The sequence below is a fragment of the Nostoc sp. genome, from assembly GCF_036917415.1.
Taxonomy (GTDB): domain Bacteria; phylum Cyanobacteriota; class Cyanobacteriia; order Cyanobacteriales; family Nostocaceae; genus Nostoc.
On record NZ_JBALDJ010000062.1, the window covers coordinates 12,696 to 30,288 of the forward strand.

The 17,593-nt window shown below is 41.7% G+C and carries 17 protein-coding genes and 1 pseudogene; 7 read left to right on the plus strand and 11 right to left on the minus strand.

The features are described 5' to 3' along the window. Positions 1–93: 93 nt before the first annotated feature. Positions 94–2,016, minus strand: a complete 1,923-nt coding sequence (locus V7K41_RS12150; RefSeq protein ID WP_334848404.1) for a serine/threonine protein kinase — start codon at positions 2,014–2,016, stop codon at positions 94–96. 163 nt (positions 2,017–2,179) lie between these two features. Here V7K41_RS12150 and V7K41_RS12155 point away from each other — a divergent pair, with 163 nt between their 5' ends. The 5 genes from V7K41_RS12155 to ygfZ all read left to right on the plus strand — a co-directional run bounded on the left by V7K41_RS12155 (position 2,180) and on the right by ygfZ (position 4,768). Next, the gene (locus tag V7K41_RS12155) at positions 2,180–2,668 is read left to right on the plus strand and encodes a hypothetical protein (RefSeq protein ID WP_334848406.1); all 489 of its coding nucleotides are present in this window, start codon (positions 2,180–2,182) and stop codon (positions 2,666–2,668) included. A 245-nt stretch (positions 2,669–2,913) separates the two neighbouring features. Further along, on the plus strand, positions 2,914–3,207 hold the full coding sequence (locus V7K41_RS12160) for a BrnT family toxin (RefSeq protein WP_334848407.1): 294 nt from the start codon (positions 2,914–2,916) through the stop codon (positions 3,205–3,207). Next, positions 3,194–3,412 carry a hypothetical protein gene (locus V7K41_RS12165; RefSeq protein WP_334848409.1) on the plus strand — a complete coding sequence of 73 codons (219 nt, stop codon included), beginning with the start codon at positions 3,194–3,196 and terminating at the stop codon, positions 3,410–3,412. Before V7K41_RS12160 ends, V7K41_RS12165 begins: the two co-directional genes overlap by 14 nt. A gap of 37 nt (positions 3,413–3,449) precedes the next feature. Beyond that, a complete protein-coding gene (locus V7K41_RS12170; RefSeq protein WP_334848490.1) occupies positions 3,450–3,614 on the plus strand; it encodes a Txe/YoeB family addiction module toxin in 165 nt (54 codons plus the stop codon). A gap of 158 nt (positions 3,615–3,772) precedes the next feature. Next, complete coding sequence (gene ygfZ / locus V7K41_RS12175; protein ID WP_334848411.1) at positions 3,773–4,768, plus strand: CAF17-like 4Fe-4S cluster assembly/insertion protein YgfZ; 996 nt, start codon at positions 3,773–3,775, stop codon at positions 4,766–4,768. A 5-nt stretch (positions 4,769–4,773) separates the two neighbouring features. On the opposite strand, the gene V7K41_RS12180 is transcribed toward ygfZ, so the two are convergent. From V7K41_RS12180 to V7K41_RS12205, 6 genes are all read right to left on the minus strand, one after another. Beyond that, positions 4,774–5,700, minus strand: a complete 927-nt coding sequence (locus V7K41_RS12180) for a DUF5331 domain-containing protein (protein ID WP_334848413.1) — start codon at positions 5,698–5,700, stop codon at positions 4,774–4,776. Positions 5,701–5,748: 48 nt separating this feature from the next. Beyond that, positions 5,749–6,081 (minus strand): (2Fe-2S) ferredoxin domain-containing protein, encoded by a 333-nt coding sequence (locus tag V7K41_RS12185; protein ID WP_334848415.1) that lies wholly within the window; start codon positions 6,079–6,081, stop codon positions 5,749–5,751. A 71-nt stretch (positions 6,082–6,152) separates the two neighbouring features. Then, entirely contained in the window at positions 6,153–7,127 is a 975-nt protein-coding gene (locus V7K41_RS12190) for a cysteine synthase A (protein WP_334848417.1), read from the minus strand. Between the two features lie 100 nt (positions 7,128–7,227). Then, positions 7,228–7,599 carry an AMIN domain-containing protein gene (locus V7K41_RS32855; RefSeq protein WP_442943176.1) on the minus strand — a complete coding sequence of 124 codons (372 nt, stop codon included), beginning with the start codon at positions 7,597–7,599 and terminating at the stop codon, positions 7,228–7,230. Between the two features lie 86 nt (positions 7,600–7,685). After that, positions 7,686–8,117 (minus strand): hypothetical protein, encoded by a 432-nt coding sequence (locus V7K41_RS12200; protein ID WP_334848419.1) that lies wholly within the window; start codon positions 8,115–8,117, stop codon positions 7,686–7,688. 12 nt (positions 8,118–8,129) lie between these two features. Beyond that, on the minus strand, positions 8,130–9,080 hold the full coding sequence (locus V7K41_RS12205) for a hypothetical protein (RefSeq protein ID WP_334848422.1): 951 nt from the start codon (positions 9,078–9,080) through the stop codon (positions 8,130–8,132). 374 nt (positions 9,081–9,454) lie between these two features. On the opposite strand from V7K41_RS12205, the gene mnmA reads away from it, so the two are divergent. Then, positions 9,455–10,510, plus strand: a complete 1,056-nt coding sequence (mnmA, locus tag V7K41_RS12210) for a tRNA 2-thiouridine(34) synthase MnmA (RefSeq protein ID WP_334848491.1) — start codon at positions 9,455–9,457, stop codon at positions 10,508–10,510. A gap of 61 nt (positions 10,511–10,571) precedes the next feature. On the opposite strand, the pseudogene V7K41_RS12215 reads toward mnmA, so the two are convergent. Continuing rightward, positions 10,572–10,685 (minus strand): annotated as a pseudogene (locus V7K41_RS12215) (class I SAM-dependent methyltransferase); the annotation flags it as partial. A 49-nt stretch (positions 10,686–10,734) separates the two neighbouring features. After that, positions 10,735–16,188, minus strand: a complete 5,454-nt coding sequence (locus V7K41_RS12220; protein ID WP_334848424.1) for a trifunctional serine/threonine-protein kinase/ATP-binding protein/sensor histidine kinase — start codon at positions 16,186–16,188, stop codon at positions 10,735–10,737. Positions 16,189–16,215: 27 nt separating this feature from the next. Here V7K41_RS12220 and V7K41_RS12225 point away from each other — a divergent pair, with 27 nt between their 5' ends. Next, positions 16,216–16,479 (plus strand): ImmA/IrrE family metallo-endopeptidase, encoded by a 264-nt coding sequence (locus tag V7K41_RS12225; RefSeq protein ID WP_334848426.1) that lies wholly within the window; start codon positions 16,216–16,218, stop codon positions 16,477–16,479. A 454-nt stretch (positions 16,480–16,933) separates the two neighbouring features. Here the strand turns inward: V7K41_RS12225 and V7K41_RS12230 are convergent, their stop codons facing one another. Next, complete coding sequence (locus V7K41_RS12230) at positions 16,934–17,269, minus strand: type II toxin-antitoxin system RelE/ParE family toxin (RefSeq protein ID WP_334848427.1); 336 nt, start codon at positions 17,267–17,269, stop codon at positions 16,934–16,936. Further along, positions 17,269–17,538, minus strand: a complete 270-nt coding sequence (locus V7K41_RS12235) for a type II toxin-antitoxin system ParD family antitoxin (RefSeq protein ID WP_190896190.1) — start codon at positions 17,536–17,538, stop codon at positions 17,269–17,271. The genes V7K41_RS12230 and V7K41_RS12235 overlap by 1 nt, the downstream gene beginning before the upstream one ends. Positions 17,539–17,593 lie beyond the last annotated feature (55 nt).

Genomic DNA, 17,593 nt, shown 5'->3' on the forward strand with positions numbered 1-17,593 from the left:
TTTGGTGTCTATTGGTAATAAATAAAGGTAATAAAATTATCTATTATTCATTATCAATAGATGTTTAAACAGGATGGTTAATCAAACTTGATATTATAAACTGCCTTTCGGAGTTTCTGTAGCATTAGGACTCTCTGTAGTGACAGGTTGGTTAATATGAGGAAGTTTCTGTTGGGTATTTTTCTGATTACCTTGATTTTCTAGCTGAGTTAGTGTCTGTTTTGCGAGATTTTCGGCTGCTTGTTTAAATAATGGTTCTATTCTATTTCGCCAATATTGAGTATTAGGCAACTTTTCTGGATGGTTTCTATAATCTAAAACTTTATCCCATTTACCATCATCTATTGCTTTGTTGATCTCATTAGATAATGCCTCCGCCTTAGCCCAATCTTCCTGCCACTGGGCAATCATTTTGCCTGTCTCTTGGATACCAGAAGCAGCATTTGCCGGAATTGATCTTAAAAGTGCGATCGCTCCAATTATATCCCCTGAATCATACTTCTTTTTCGCTTGTTCGATAATATTGGCACTGTTATCATTAGGCTGCGATCGTTGTGATTTCTCAGCATCGTCAGTTGACCCCTTCGGCTTTTTTGGTAATGGAGTTACTACATCCTTAGATTTTGGTTGTGGCTGGGGAATTGTTTGAGTCGCAATCAAGCTACTATCATCTACAATCCTAGTTGCAATACCTTTTTCGCGCAGGCAAGAACCCCATTCATCTTTATTGGCTATGACATCTGGGTGTGCCCAAGCCAAACCACCAGATTTAAGCTTAACTTCTATCCAACCTCGTTTTGTTCGCTTGCCAGTCACCTCGAAATTGGTGTTATTAGCAACAGTTTGCACAATATTATCAGAATTTATCGAACTAGGTTCAGAACGGATATTAGAATTTCCGACGACAACAGCCGAGCATTTGTTTGCTAAGGCAGTATCCTTACCTGTAAGATTTAAAGCTAAATTTTTCACATTTGGATATACATTTGCTACCAAGGCAGCCGCACCACCCGCCAGTAATATGCCAATTAATATCGGCCAGGGGTCGGATTTACTAGAGTCTTTACGCGCAGGTCTGACAGGATTGGCTGGTGCAACTGCAACAGTTTGCAGCCGAGATACTTGAGGCTGGGATTTGGCTACTTGGTAACTGGAATTGTTGGCGGCTTCTTGAGGTGTGGAAAGTGCAGGTACTGGATTAATCGCGTCTTTACACGCTTGCAGTGCTTCCGTGGCGTTTTGGTAGCGGTCTTTGAAGTGATAACGCACCATCTTGGACAATACTGCTGCCAGTCGATGGTTCACGGTTACTGAATGCCGCCAAATAATTTCCCCCGTTTCCGGGTTTTCTTGCAATTCTGTTGGCTGTAATCCTGTTAATGCTTGAATGGCGATGATGCCAAGGGAATAGATATCACTGTTGGGACGAGGTTTACCTTGCCCTTGTTCTGTGGGCATATAGCCAGGAGTACCGATAACCACTGTCGCAGAGGGGTGTCCGCCCACTGTTACCAGTTGTGTACGCAGTTGTTTCACTGCTCCAAAATCAACTAAAACTAACTTATTATCTGAGGCACGGCGGATGATATTATCCGGTTTGATGTCGCGGTGAATCACGCCTTGGCGATGGACAAATTCCAGAATCTCTAGAACTTCCTGCAACAGTTGAACTACTTGGCTTTCACTCCAGCGCTTACCAGGTATAAGTTCCTCAGCTAGGGTATGTCCTTCAATATATTCTTGTACTAGATAAAATTCTTGGTTTTCGTCAAAGTACGCTAGCAGCCTGGGTATTTGGTCATGGTTTCCCAGTTTTTCTAAGGTTTCGGCTTCACTGCTGAACAAGCGTTTAGCAGTATCAAAAACTCTGGGGTCAGTTCCGGGTTTAAGGTGCTTGACAACGCAGATGGGATTGCCGGGCCGCCTAGTATCTTGGGCAATGTAGGTTTGGCCAAATCCTCCCATCGCGAGGACTCGAATTACTTGGTAACGATGGTCTAGTAGCTTGCCTATCATATTCCCTCCCCAGAGTTATTACCTAATTTTCCAGCTGGTAATAAATATCTCCAAATTTTCTTCAATGAAATCCGCTATCTTGAGAAAAGATTTAGATTAAAAACGCAGCTTTTTAATAAACGCAGACTGTTTATTTTTCTTTTAGTGCCCCTGTTTATTACCAATGCCACCTAAAATAACAAATCCAGTTGCATGGCAGCAGGCTGAAATCCTCATGCAACCTGCTTTCATTCGCGTTATCGACAATATCCGCAAGCAGCTTGATGAATCTTCCTGGACGGGAACTTACCATGATGTCCTGATTTGGCCGCCTAGCACCACTGATGAAATCAAAGCATTGGTGACTGAGCTATTGCAAGCAATAGAAACTGCAACACCCCAAGAAGCAGATGAAATCAGAGGAACTCTGGCTCGTCTGCCCATGCCCCATCCAGGATATCATCTACGTTTGCAGCGTCAAGAGCAAGAAGCGAGTATCGATTTGTGGGAACTGTGTTATGAGGTGTGTTTTCTTGAATACACCCCAGAGAAGGAAACTGCTGATATTGATACTAGTTTAATCGATGAATTCGGTGAAGTGGATTGGCTGCGTTTGGATGCTAAGTCAAAGGAGTTAGTTGAGCAGGCGTTTGCCAAATTGCCAGAGAGTTGAAGCCCTGAAAATAGAATACACGAACAAAGCCCACGCAAGTGGGCTTATGAGATAAGGCGATCGCTTTTTCTTCAAGCAGCAAAATCTTCAATTATGCGAGAATTTATTACGTACTTTGGGAAAATTTTACTAAATATGGACTTGTACAATATATCTGATAATAATATACCTTTTTAACAAGGTTAATAAATATAATCTTGATAAAATATTATGGGGAGCGCTTAATCCAAAAGCAAAATTGATAGATGGATATTGTTTATCGTCTACAAGGTGTTGAATTTGAATGGGATGAAAATAAAGCACGAAGCAACCTCGAAAAACATGGTGTTAAATTTGAAGAAGCTACAGAGGTATTCTTTGACCCCTTCTACCAAGTGGGTGATGCTACTGCTAATAATCAACAGCGTGATTTCATCTTAGGCTATTCTCTTTCTCAACGCTTATTGCTCGTAGTTTATCTAGAACGCAGTAGGCGAACACGCATTATTTCTGCCCGTCCAGCTACTAGCACAGAAAGAAAGTTATATGAACAATCATAATGAAGAACTCGAACTACACTTAAAGCCCCGTAGTACAGAAACAGTATCAATAAAAATACCAACAGATGCATTAGAATCGCTCAAAAAAGTTGCAGCTAATCGAGATATGACACTTGAAGCATTACTCAAGTTTTACATTGGGCAGAGTTTGCGGCAAGATTTAGCTAAATTATTTTCTGAACGGGTAGTGGGTAGAGACAAATAGAAAAACTGCACTCCGCGTCTTATCTTTAGTTGAAAAGATTAGACGGAATCCCTTTGAAGGGACAGGCAATCCTGAAAGATTGAAATACTATGATGCAAATGTATGGTTGCGCCGAATCACTCAAACTGACCGGATTGTTTACGTAGTAAGTGATGACCGAGTTGAGTTGATTCAGGCGCGATATCATTATGGCGATCGCTAATTTTATAATTAAATAATGTAATTTTGAAAAAGAGCGTAGGCGCAGCCCGCCGTAGGCATCGCCTCACTCCTTTCACCTCTACGCTATTGAAGCCGCAAACGCTTATTTGCTAAGATTTCCAGTGCGACAACATTCAAACAGGGCAACTTCTGATCGCTATGCCAACATCTACACTTGACGATAAAGACGCAGCAGCTATCCAAGCCGCCAGAGTTGGGGTTGCAATTTGCGATCGCACCGCCTGGGGACGGATCAAAGTAGCTGGCGACGATCGCCTCAACTTCTTACACAACCAAAGTACTAACAATTTCCAAATACTCAAGCCAGGACAAGGTTGTGATACGGTTTTTGTCACTTCCACAGCCAGAACAATTGATTTAGTAACCGCCTACGTTAGAGAAGATGCGGTAATCTTGCTAGTTTCACCTAACCGTCGCCAGTTTTTGATGGAATGGCTGGATAAATATATTTTCTATGCAGATAAGGTGGAATTATCTGATATTACCCAATATACCAACACCTTTAGCCTGATTGGCCCAGGAAGCGACGCTGTTTTAGAAAAGTTGGGTATTGGCGAACTCATCGGCCAACCTTATGGTAGTCACCAAGTATACACGATCGCTCCGGCTGAGGGCGTACGAATTGCTGTGGGTAGCGGGTTAGCTGCACCCGGATATACCTTCACTTTCCCCTATACTGATAAATCTTCGGTGTGGAACAAACTGTTAGAAGCTGGGGCGGTAGAGATGAGCGATCGCGCTTGGGATGCATTACGAATCTTACAAGGCCGCCCCGCGCCAGATGCGGAACTTACAGATGATTACAATCCTCTGGAAGTTGGCTTGTGGCAAACAATTTCTTTTACTAAAGGTTGCTATATTGGGCAAGAAACTATTGCTCGGTTAAATACATATAAAGGTGTAAAACAACACCTGCTTGGAGTTCGCCTCAGTGCCCCTGTGGAAGTTGGAAGTGCGATCGCAGTTGGAGATGAAAAGGTCGGCAAACTTACTAGTTACACCCAAACAGCTGATGGTTACTTTGGACTAGGTTATATTCGCACCAAAGCTGGTGGTGTAGGTTTAAAAGTCCAAGTAGGAGAAACTGAGGGTGAAATAGTAGAAATCCCGTTTGTTTCTCACGAGTATCCGTAAGTAACTCAAATCAAAATATCTTCTTTTTTATCCCTAGCGCCGTAACAAAATTCATCTACCCAAGAAGCTAGACTACGGGCATTAGTGGTTGGTATATTCACTTTGCTTTTAACCTCTTGTGGTTGAATATTCGGCTGTTTATCGTTACTTTTAACGTCAGTAGTAATTGCTAGCGATCGCACTGGTTTGCCATTACTGTCAATCTCAGTGGTAATTGCCAGGAATGCGCCCACAGGGATTAGGTTAGATGGCGCGTTGCTTTTAACCTCAGTAGCTAACGCCGCATATGGCATAGTTTTGGCTTTGGTGTTAACCTCAGCAGTCATTGTCAGTGATGTCTGACGAGAAGTTGCAAAGCCGCTACGTAGTGGTTGATATTCGCTGACAAAACCGGGGGCTGGCGTTTTTGCTGGAGTATCTGGAGCAATTTTAGTAGCAAATGCAACTCCTAACTCCGATTCGCGTGTCCGAACTGTCTCCGTGGTAGCTGTAAATGATGGCACAAGTTGCTCGGCAGGCAAGTTGGAGTCTAGAGTTTTGGCAAGAGAATTAGGCGCAATCTTGGTAGCAGTTACAACTGATGACAGATGTTTATCCTTAGAATACTTCTCGTCTAGCAACTCGTTTTCAGCTTGGTTGGTAGCTAGAGAATGGTCTAATTTTATTAAACATAACTCTTCATCGGGATTGAAGTTAAGACCTAAAGCAGCAACTATTTTATCTGGATCGTTATTTAGATCCAGCATAAAAGCAAGTATTTCATCAAACTGGGGTTCCAAAACAGACAGTGTTGCCAAAATAAAACCGGACAAAGGACGGCGCAGACCATCGTAAGTGGCCCAAATTCGCATTTTGACCAGCCAGGAAATATTTTGCTTGTAGTAAATAAGCCACTTTTGTTTTAAGGATTGACGCAGCTGCTGGATATTCATTGGATGCCTCACTTCAGTCAAAAAGATTGCAGACCTTAATATTGTTAATTAGCTTTCTTTCTGGGGATGAAACCGATAATAGAGCATCTGTTTGACTCTTTGACCACCTAGCAAATGATTTTCTATCAGTAGAGATACTTCATCTGGTTGAACGCCACTATACCAGACCATATCAGGTAATACCAGCACCATCGGCCCATTGCCACATTGTCCTAAACAGCTGCTAGCCGTTACAGTTACACCAGGGATTGGCAAAGCTGTAAAAGCTGCTAAAACCTTGACTGCACCTTGCTTTTTACAAGTACGATTTTGACAAACACGCACGCATTTAGGAGAAGAGTCTAGGTCTATTTTCGGGAAGTCTGATGGTTGAGTTGTCATTTGTCCTTTGTCATTTGTCTTTTATATTATTTTTTACCAATGACCAATGACCAATGACCAATGACCAATGACTAATCTATTGAAAGTCCTTTTGAGGCTAGCCATTCCGGGTTGAATATTCGCGATTGATACCGGGAACCACTATCACACAAGATGGTGACAATGGTATGTCCTGGCCCCAACTGCTTTGCTAAGGCAACAGCTGCCCCAACATTAATACCCGTTGAGCCGCCCATCAACAGTCCATCTTTCCTCAGCAGTTGGTAAACTACTCGCAAAGCTTCTTTATCATCGATTTGGATAGCATCATCAGCAGGTGCGCCTTCCATATTGGCTGTGACACGACCATTACCGATGCCTTCAGTGATGGAATTTCCTTCTATCTTGATTTCGCCAGTTTTGACATAGCTATAAAGTCCACTACCCAGCGGATCGGCTACAACACATTTAATTGCTGGATTTTGTTCTTTTAAGTACAATGCTACACCAGCATAAGTACCACCAGTACCAGTTGCAGCTGTCCATGCATTTATTTTACCATCTGTCTGCGTCCAAATTTCCGGCCCTGTGGTTTCGTAGTGGGCGAGGCGGTTGGCTAAATTATCAAACTGATTTGCCCAAATGGCATTTTCCAACTCAGCAGCGACTCTACCAGATAGCTTGACGTAATTGTTCGGGTCTTTGTAGGGTACGGCGGGGACGGGACGAACTTCTGCTCCTAGTGCTGTCAGTGCATCTATCTTTTCTTGTGACTGGGTATCGGGAATAATAATTAGGCATTTGTAGCCTTTGGCGTTGCAAATATGTGCTAGTCCAATGCCAGTATTACCAGCAGTTCCTTCTACAACGGTGCCACCAGGTTTAAGTAGACCTTTGTTTTCCGCATCTTCGATAATGTAAAGTGCGGCGCGGTCTTTGACGGAACCCCCAGGATTGAGAAATTCTGCTTTAGCAAGGATTTCACACCCTGTTTCTTCGCTAAAACTGTTTAAGCGAATTAAAGGGGTGTTGCCAACAGTGCCAATGAAGCCATTCTTTATATCCATTTTGACTGTACTTGTGTGAGTATCTATAAAAATTTTGACTTATAGAACCTATTTGGGATCTATTCCTTCGCCAACCTTTTGAGGATCATCAAACAGGCACTTAGATGAGAATTATCGACAGGCTGCCGAAGAAATTAGCCTGTAACAGGAGAATTATGGGTAAACGCAGTTGGGTGTTAGGAATGTCAGTAATAAAGCTATTATTAACACTGCGATTTGTGATTTGCAACTGTTGAGCTTTGGATGTTTGTAAAAGCACCTCTACACCCTTTTCGGTGGGATTGACTTTGACTCCCGTAACTTGCACAACTTCTGTTGAGGGCGCTGTTTGGGCTGCTGGCGATTGCACTAGCATAATAGCCCTGGTGAGTTGGCGATCGCTTTCCCACAGTCGTTTTACTGGTTGGGTTAATTCTTTCCCATGTGCTGGAATTGCCAATCCAATCCATCCCAATACGGTTCGGATAAGCACTATGAACTTTCCTTGTGGTCTGGGAAATGGTTTTGGGGTAAGGGGTAAAGGATATATTTAAAACTTTTCCCCTTTCCCTTTCCCCTTTAACCGAACCGTATTGGCTTCGGATCGACCAGCTCTAAACAATGGGCGATCGCATTCACAAATGCTTCAACTGTAATAGGACTTACGCAAAAAACCTCTCTAACTCTTATTCCTCTGTGTTCTCTGCGTTCTCTGTGGTTTGATTTTCCGTGACCTGTGCGTAAGTCCTGTGTAATATGAATATCAAATTTCAGAATTCGTTGTCCTGCTTGCCAGTCAACTAACCCACTGATTCCAGGTTCAAATCCAAGACACAGAAAATTTTGTCCTGCAAGTGCTCGTTCTATAGCGGTGGCATGATTTACAACTGATTTGCCTAAAATTCTATGATGCTTACATTGGATGCCTTGCTGTTGGTGTAATCGTAGCGTGTAACTGCTAAATCGAGTGCGATCGCCTCTCTGTATAATGGCTATTAATCTTACTCCCAACTCCCCATTTATTCACTTTCCGTAGTAAACTCTGGCATTACCGTATCCAAGTTTTCGTATATACCTGTTCCATTCCTCAGCTTGGAATCGATTGGGGAAAGGCCCTACTGCTACGTGTGGGCCTCGTGGTTGCGTCCTTTCAAGGACTCCGCCAGATCGTCCTAAATCTTGGGTAAATCGGCCTAAATTCTGCCTAACTTGTGCTGCGATCGCAGGTAACTGTTCAGAAGTGGTGGGAATAGCGACATAATATCTAGAGACTCGCCTATTAGCATTTATATTATTGCGATCGTCTCTATAGTTATAGTTGCCATTGTCTGCATTTATTTCCTGTCCGTTACCAAAGCTGATAATTCGGGCGTTATATATGCCTCGCGACTGTAGCTCATTCACCCGTTGTTGGGCGTTGGTTACTCTGTTAAAAACTCCTGACTGAATTACAGTCCGACCTTGGAACTGGCGAATGTAAGCACTGGGTTCAATCTGACGTATGGCTTGTAGTGTCTGGAAATCACTACCATCAACGTAAACTAAATAGCGCTCAAAGTTCTGGTTATATTGACTAAACTGTGAAGGTTGAGAGGGCTGAAAATTCTGCTCAAATTGATTGTTCTGTAATGGTTGAGGGGGCTGAAAATTCTGCTCAAATTGATTGTTTTGTACTGGTTGAGAGGGCTGAAAGTTAACTTCCGGTTGATTGAAGTCCTCTGCTTGACTTGGTTGTAACTGCGGTGATGGCTGTTGACCAAAAGGAATTGGCGGTGGTGGTAAAATCTCACCAGTTTCTTGAGCTAGTAGCACGTTACTGTTAAAGATTTGTGCTTGTGCTGGGGTAGAGTCGGGAATCAGTACTAACCATCCTCCTACTAACAAAAAGAGAAGTCTGATAGTGGGCTTCCAACCCTGAGAACTTCGGCGCAGCATCTGAAAAGGGATAAATTTACTTGATATTCCTCTCGACATAATAGTTAGAAAGTAGTCACAGAATTTTTAGGTAATTTCCGTCAGTAACTAATTAGTTCACCGTTGTAGCAACTATATAGCGTTAACGTAAAGTTACCTCATCTGCGTGGCAAAAAATACATCTGTAATTAATCTTAGATGAAAGCTGTTTACGGACGCGCTTGCTTGCGTTATGAATGGAAGAAACAAGTCAAATCCTCTTCCGTGCCTTCTGCCTCACTTCTCTTCTTAGGCTGCGCCAACAACTACGCTCAGTGACCACCTGCCTCCTGCCTCCTGCCTCCTGCCTTTAAAACTGAAGCGCTTTAGTAGCAAGGCTTTGAAGAGTGTGTGTTACAATTGGACAACCACGCAGCTATCGTGTCGTGCTTTGTATGAAAAAAGTCGTCGTTGGTCTTTCTGGTGGCGTTGACAGTTCCACCGCCGCAGCTATCCTGCACCATCAGGGCTATGAAGTGATTGGTTTGACTCTTTGGCTAATGAAAGGCAAAGGTCAATGTTGCTCTGAAGGTATGATCGACGCGGCTGATATCTGTGAACAATTGGGCGTTCCCCATCAGATTGTCGATATTCGGGATGTCTTTCAGACGCATATTGTCGATTACCTGGTAACTGGTTACAGTGCTGGAATTACGCCTTTGCCTTGCTCCCAGTGCAATAAAACGGTGAAGTTTGGGCCAATGGTGCAGTATGCTCGTGAAGAATTGGGATGCGATCGCATTGCCACCGGTCATTATGCCCGAATTAGCTATGACGAAGCAACTGGACGTTACCAATTATTAAGGGCTGTTGACCGCAACAAAGACCAGTCATACTTTCTCTATGATTTGTCTCAAGATTTACTAAGAGCAACGATATTTCCTCTAGGCGAACTAGAAAAAACTGACACTCGCCGGATTGCAACTGAATACAGACTGAAAACTGCTGATAAGCCAGAAAGTCAAGACTTATGCTTAGTGGAAAGTAACGGTTCCATGCGGGCATTTTTGGATAAATATTTAGCTCCCAAAACAGGCGATATTGTCGATGTTACAGGCAAAGTTTTGGGACAGCATGATGGTGTCCATCACTACACCATTGGCCAGCGCAAAGGCTTGGGGATTGCTGCTGCCGAACCGTTGTATGTGATTGAATTAGATGCGGAAAATAATAAAGTAGTAGTAGGCGATCGCACTAAGGGAACTCAGCCAGAATGCACTGTCGGACGGGTAAACTGGGTTTCTATTGCTGAACCATCAACCCCAATTCATGCCGGAGTGCAAATTCGCTATCGTTCAACGCCTACACCAGTGACGGTGATTCCGTTGGAAAATTCCCGTGTGCGTTTGGTGTTTGATGAACCCCAAATTAGCATCACCCCCGGACAAGCAGCAGTGTGGTACGACGGGGAAAAAGTGTTAGGTGGCGGAATAATTGAACAATTTAGTTGAACCCTACCCCTATTTTGGCTTCTGCCAAAACCACCCCTTCTCATCAGCGTCGAACTCAGGTCATTAAAGTAAAGAGGATAGGTGAAAGGTTTTGGATTACAGGAGATTTAGGATTGCTATCTACTAATGCAATATAACCCCCAGGACGCAGCAGCTGTAATGCTTCCGCGAAAATTTATTTGCTAGTATTATGTGAAAGCAGGGGATCTGCTTAAATGTAAAGATTAGACACTTCTTGCTTTTAGTCTTGCCTGAAGGGGGATAGAGATAAGAAATTCAGCCCCTTGTCCTAAAACCGATACACATTCTAACTGTCCTTGATGCTTACTAGTTACAATCTGGTAACTAATAGATAGTCCTAAACCAGTTCCTTTACCAACAGGTTTGGTAGTAAAAAAGGGTGTGAATAGTTGCTGCCGAATATTTTCAGAGATCCCACAACCGTTGTCAGCAATGCGAATGACAGCAAGATCACCTTCAACAGTAGTACGAATTGTAATAATGCCTGGGTGACGTATTCTCTCGGCATCAGTACGATATTTGTTAAATTCTTCCAAAGAGTCAATTGAATTAGCGAGCAGGTTCATAAATACCTGATTCAGTTGCCCAGGGTAGCACTCTATGGGTGGCAGGTTCCCGTACTCCTGTATTACCTGAATTCCCAAAGAGTCTGGTTGGGCTTTAAGCCGATTTTGCAAAATCATTAGGGTGCTATCAATGCCCTCATGGATATTAACGGCTTTGACTTCAGCTTCGTCTAGGCGGGAAAAGTTTCGTAAAGATAATACAATTTGGCGAATGCGATCGGTTCCCACTTTCATTGAAGCCAACAGCTTAGGTAAGTCTTCCATTAAAAAATCTAAGTCAACTGCATCTATTTCATTCTGAACTTTAGGTGGTAAATTCTGGTTTTGCTGCTGATAAAGTTGTACTACACTCATCAAGTCTTTGATATAATTATTGACGTAAGTAAGGTTGCCGTAGATAAAGCTGACTGGGTTATTGATTTCGTGAGCAACACCTGCTACCAACTGCCCCAGGCTAGACATTTTTTCGCTTTGCACCATTTGGGACTGGGTGAGCTTCAATTCATCGAGCGTCTGCTCTAGCTCCTTTGCTTTCTGACGCGCTTGTGTTTCCGAAATCTCTAACTCCTGGGAGTATATGTGCAAATTTGTGTAGAGCCGAGCATTTTCTATAGAGATGGAAACTTGCGAAGTCAATAAGTTGAGTACCTCTAGTCGCTCTGCGGTAAAGGCTCCAGTAGTGAGGTTATTTTCCAAGTAAAGAACTCCGGTTAGCTTACCTTGATGAGCGAAAGGCGAACACAAAACTGATTTGGGTTGATTGGCAACAATATAGTTGTCACTGGCAAAACGCTCTGTGTGGCTAGCATCGTCTAAAACCAAATTTTCTTTTGTTCTTTCAACATAGTTAATCAGCAAAACTGGTATTTTATGCTTTACTTGAACCAGGCTGGATGATTGCACTATCACTTGGTCTCGATCAACGCTTCCTTCAGCTTCAATCAGCCATTGGTTCTCCCGTTTAACAAGTAGATAACCCATTTGGGCACCAGCATTCTCGATCGCGATCGTCATCATCTTCTCCAGCAGCCGATTTAGCTCCATCTCACTCGACAGTGCTTGTGATGCTTTAATTGCTGTGCTTAAATCTAAAATTTGGGTTTTAGCTTCAGAAATATCTCTGATTGGGTTTGTAGGAGTACCCCGAAGAGCGGCTTCTGCTGCTGTATCTGTAAAAAATTGAGAATATTGTTCCTCTAGTTGCCGGACTTTACCCATAGCTTCCCACTTCAAATAGCGATAGTGGGCTTCTGTAAGATAAACTTTTGCAAGGTTTTTCCTGCCCTTCGCCAAGTAAAATCGAAATGCGAGTTCGTTTGCCAAGGCTTCATTTTGTAAATAACCGTTTTCGGCAGCAGAGACGATCGCCTTGTCATACAACTCCATAGCCTGATAATCTTGTTGATAAATCCGAGCAATTTCAGCTTGAATCAGCAGCAACTTGTGTTGATAATTGGTTGGGCAGTGCATTGCCCATTGCTGGAATTTTTCCAGGTTGACATTTAGTTTATGCAGATAAATGACTTGAGTTGTTGTATCTACCTCAGCATAAGCTCTTGCCAAAGCAATACTTTGGTGAAAGTAGAAAACAGGATTAATAAAAATTCCTCGCGATCCCCCAACAAATTTTTCTGCATTCTCTGCATACTCAACAGCTTTGGTATACTCTCCATACCAGTTACAGAGCGCAAGTTTATAGATGTAAACTACAAATGCACTCAACATATCCGAAGATACTAACGCAAACTCTAGCACTTGCCGTTCATCTGCCCAAGTTCCAACAAGTTGATCAATCTTCCCTGCTGGCTTAGTTAGGTTAGCGATCGCTTCCATAGCCAGCAGATGGTAGTTCAACATATTTTTGTCAATCTTGCGGAGGGTAGGAATAAAATCTTCGGCTATTTCTGCGGTTTTTTCTAAAGATTCATTCCCAAACAAAGATTGCCATAAAAAATTAACTGAACAATAACCAGACCATTGGTAAGAACCTGTTTCTAAACCGCTATTAAATCCCTTTAATAAATAAGGTTTTGCTAGGCTAATATGGTCTTTGTAATGACAGATTAAACCTCCCCACATATTCAAAATATTCGCTTCTAATTCCTTCGTTCTCATAATTTCATGAAGTCGAAGAGAAAGCTGCCCAAACTCATAACCTGAATCTACCTCACCATAGTGAAATACCAAGTTGAAGGAATACAGCATATAGCCAAATACCGAAATCGGTGAGTTGCCATACTGAACTGAAAGTTGAGTTATGTTCATAGATGTGATATGCAACGCTTTAGATCCTAAAAAGTAAGCAATAGGCCAAACTTCTTTTAAGATGCGTTGAGCCATTAACTTCTCTTCGTCTTGCATTTGTGGTAGTTCTGCCAGACTGAAAGTTGAGCGATCGCCAATAACTTCTTTTGTTTGATTAAGTTTTTCCAACAGATATGCATCATCGGGATAAGCTGTAAACTCAAAACCTAAAAGCTTCAAGGTGTTTAACCCAATTTCATAAGCGGAGTTTAAGTCATTCTCCATGCGATAACACATAATCCGATATTCATTTACTCGACACATATCAAGAGTATTTTCAACTTGGCTGAAAGTCTGCTCAAAAATCAGCAAAGCTTGCTCGTATCTTCCATTTAAAAATTCTGCTTCTCCAGCTTGTAAATATAAATTTAACGTTAGTAAATATTTATCTCGCCAGCTATTTCTATTTAAATAATTTATCCCTGTTTTCAACAACTTTAGAGCAGTGACAAACGCTGAAGATGATTTTGCTCGCTGACCTAGTTTCAGATTTAATTCTGCCATTTCGTATCTTTCTACTGGTTCAATAATCAATGATTCTCCAGCATTTAAATGGTTGACAATCTCGAAAAGATGCTCCTCTAACTGGGCTTTTTCAGTATTATGTAATAGTAATTTTCCAACCTTCAGGTGTACTTGTTGTTGCTGACCGATTGGAATTAAAGAATAGGCAGCTTGCTGAACGCGATCGTGCAAGAACTTATAGTCAACTTGTACCGCATTATCACAGTATATTTCCAATTCCGACTGATTCAATAACTGAGGAATTTTGTAAGTATCGCTCAAGGGAAGAATTAATCCCGCCTGTAAAGCTGACCATAAATCAACTGCTGTTGCTGATACAGATTTTTCGTTTACTACTGCTAGAATTTCTAAATTAAAACGATTACCAACACAAGCAGCTAATTGTAAAACTTGCTGGGTTGGTTCTGATAGTCTCTGAATTTTATTCACCATTAAATCGACTACATTATCGGTAATGGCTTGTGACTGAATTTTGTTAAAATCCCACTGCCATAAACCCAAACGGTAATCAAATGTCAAGAGATTATCTTGATGCAATACTTTTAATAGCTGAGTCAAGAAAAAGGGATTACCTTGGCTTTTTTGAAGTAGCAAATTAGCTAAAGGTTCTGCCTGAGATGATTCGCAATTGAATGTGTCAGTAAGCAGTTGAGTAATATGAGGTGCTGCTAATGGCTTCAAGAGCAGTTCTTCAACGGTTGCCCCAGATACTCGAATTGCCTCTAGCGTTAGTATCAGCGGATGGGTAGGACTAACTTCATTATCTCGGTAAGCCCCAATCATCAATAAATACTGGCTTTCAAGGTCAGTCATCAAATTCTCGACCAGCTTCAAAGAGGCAGCATCTGCCCATTGCAGGTCATCTAAAAACAGTACTAAGGGATGATCCGCAGCAGTAAAGGCATGGATAAATTGCTTAAATACCCGATTAAAACGGTTTTGAGACTCAGTAACCCCCAACTGCGGTACAGGCGGTTGCTGCCCGATAATCAGTTCTACTTCAGGGATAACATCAATAATGACCTGACCGTTAACTCCCAATGCTTGTAGCAATTTATTTTTCCAAACCTCAATTCTGACTTGGCTTTCAGCTAACAGTTGCCGCATCAATTCTCGAAATGCCTGAATTAAAGAAGCATAAGGAATATCTCGCTTGAGTTGGTCAAATTTGCCACCGATGAAATAACCTCGTTGCCGTACAATCGGTTTATGAACTTCGTTAACTAGTGAGGATTTACCGATACCTGAGTATCCCCCTACTAATACAACTTCACTCGAACCAAGGCTAACTTTCTCGAAGGCAGCCATAAGAGCTGCCACTTCTACTTCCCGACCATAAAGTTTTTGAGCTATTTGAAATTGATGCGAAAAATCCTGCTCACCTAAGCTAAAAAGGTCAATCCTTCCTTTTGCTTCCAGTTGAAGCATTGCTTTCTCTAGGTCAGCCTTTAATCCGTAAGCACTTTGGTAGCGATCTTCAGCATTTTTGCTCAGGAGTTTCATGGCGATCGCAGAAATTCCCGGTGGTATATTATGATTAACCTCATGAGGAGGCACTGGAATTTTTGCAATGTGACAATGCACCAACTCCATTGGGTCTTGAGCATTGTGAAAGGGAAGCCGACCCGTCAGCATTTCGTAAAAACTCACGCCTAATGAGTAAAAATCCGTACGATAATCTAAGGTTCGGTTGATACGTCCGGTTTGCTCTGGCGACATATAAGCCAGTGTTCCTTCTAGCAGGTTAAGGCTATTGATTTCTGGGCTTTCTTTTGACAGCAGCGAAGCAATGCTAAAATCAATCAGTTTTATTTTTTCGGTATTGGGGTTATAAAGAATGTTCTCAGGCTTAACATCCTTATGGATAATGTGGTGACTATGTAACTTTCCTAATGTTTCAGTAATTTGACCAGCGATGTTGAGAAATTTTGTAAGTTCAAACCCTGTGGTAGATATCTGATATTTTAAAGATTCTCCGCCAAAATCTTCTAAAACCATTGCTAGACCATTACTATAGCCATTGTCGTAATTGATTAATTTATGGGTTTTGATTACACCTGCAATATTCAGGTTTTGGATAATTTCGTATTCATGCTTGATCTGAGCAATCTCTTTGACAGTAGGATAATCTGCTTTGAGCAGTTTGATTACAACTGAGTCTCCGTTAGCCTTGGAGTATGCTCGATAAATTACTGTGGCAGGAGCTTCATAAATTAAACTGGCAACACTATAGTCCGGGATACGAGCAATCAATTTAAACACTATTACTTACCTGAATGTTGTTTTACAATGGATTTTGGCGGTTCCTATAATAATTCCCAAAATTCAAGTCAAGTTAACTCTTCAAATCCTAAGCTGTTACGCAACTTGCAGGAATTTGTTATTTCTTTGAAAACTGACAAAAAGAAAGATGTTGAAAAGAGAGCCAACAACTTTGCAGCCGATTATTTAATGCCACCAGAATTTCTACAGAAAATTCCAGATTGTCGAGCTTGGACTTCTGAAAAAGGTATTGAATGGGCAAATAAACTTAGGTCAGCACAGAAGCGTTAGCTAATGCCTTAAAAAGCGCCAATTTTATATCTGAAGATGTGGAAAAACAAATAAAAGCCGTAAGAGTACCAAGACATTTGAAAGTTGATCCAGAACTGCCTGAAAGCCTCTCATTCAGTTCTCGCGAAAGTTTTTAAATGCATACAAAATAGTTTTAGAATATAAATTAAATATTTTCAGCCCTAAAATAACCGAATAAAATCAAAAAACACTTCTATCTAATGACACTTCAAACTCTTTCAAAGCTTATACGGTTCCTACTTGCCAAGCTCGTTCAATTGTAGCGGCAATAATTTGAGTTAGAGGGATATTTGGAAAGTTAGCACTGTTATCAGATTCGATGTAATGTCCATCCCTGAGTAAATAAATTCTCAGCTTTTTACTATCGTAAATCCATAGTTCTGGAACAGCGCTCGTTCATCCTAAAAGTGACACAGTAAAATATTCGTAATTATTATTCCAAGTCATTCTCTCCTAAATCTTCATCCAAGATTGCTTCGATATCTCGTCCGCCATAAATGACTCTAAGAATCTCTACACCCGAATCCGAAGTCAGATAAAAAATAAGATCCTTTTTAAATCCTTTTCTTGCTTGCTGTCGAACACCAGCTAAATTGGGATGATAGAATTGACAAGATTTTCCCATTCCTGGCATTTTACCCAGTTGTTTGAAAGTTGTTTCTGCTGCTGCAAGAAACCTATCTGAAGCTTCCAAGTTATCTTCTGCAATATAAGTCGCTAATTCTATCAAGTCGCGGATGACTTGCGGTCGTTTGCTTACATCGCTCATTAACCTTGATTTGACCCTTTATGCTTGGCGATTCTTTCGCGCACAGCTTGGCGGATGTCTTCCCAATCGTCAGGAGTCATCTCAGTTGCATTCCCAGAATTTAGACCTTCTAAAAGCATCGTTTCCAAACGTTCAGCCGCTTGACGCTTTTGGTCTTGGCGCACTAACTCACGAAAATATTCACTGACGCTGCTATAACCACCAGTTGCCACTTTCTCTTCTATATAAGTCCGCATCGCATCAGGGAGAGATATATTTATACTTTTCACTCGCACTACTTCCCTAATTTTTCCTTCATAATATTATTGTATGGCAATTTATGCC

Coding starts and splice junctions, on each gene's coding strand:
- V7K41_RS12150 (WP_334848404.1), bottom strand. CDS start 2,016: ATGATAGGCAAGCTACTAGACCATCGTTACCAAGTAATTCGAGTCCTC.
- V7K41_RS12155 (WP_334848406.1), top strand. CDS start 2,180: ATGCCACCTAAAATAACAAATCCAGTTGCATGGCAGCAGGCTGAAATC.
- V7K41_RS12160 (WP_334848407.1), top strand. CDS start 2,914: ATGGATATTGTTTATCGTCTACAAGGTGTTGAATTTGAATGGGATGAA.
- V7K41_RS12165 (WP_334848409.1), top strand. CDS start 3,194: ATGAACAATCATAATGAAGAACTCGAACTACACTTAAAGCCCCGTAGT.
- ygfZ (WP_334848411.1), top strand. CDS start 3,773: ATGCCAACATCTACACTTGACGATAAAGACGCAGCAGCTATCCAAGCC.
- V7K41_RS12180 (WP_334848413.1), bottom strand. CDS start 5,700: ATGAATATCCAGCAGCTGCGTCAATCCTTAAAACAAAAGTGGCTTATT.
- V7K41_RS12185 (WP_334848415.1), bottom strand. CDS start 6,081: ATGACAACTCAACCATCAGACTTCCCGAAAATAGACCTAGACTCTTCT.
- V7K41_RS12190 (WP_334848417.1), bottom strand. CDS start 7,127: ATGGATATAAAGAATGGCTTCATTGGCACTGTTGGCAACACCCCTTTA.
- V7K41_RS12205 (WP_334848422.1), bottom strand. CDS start 9,080: ATGTCGAGAGGAATATCAAGTAAATTTATCCCTTTTCAGATGCTGCGC.
- mnmA (WP_334848491.1), top strand. CDS start 9,455: ATGAAAAAAGTCGTCGTTGGTCTTTCTGGTGGCGTTGACAGTTCCACC.
- V7K41_RS12225 (WP_334848426.1), top strand. CDS start 16,216: ATGGATTTTGGCGGTTCCTATAATAATTCCCAAAATTCAAGTCAAGTT.
- V7K41_RS12230 (WP_334848427.1), bottom strand. CDS start 17,269: ATGAGCGATGTAAGCAAACGACCGCAAGTCATCCGCGACTTGATAGAA.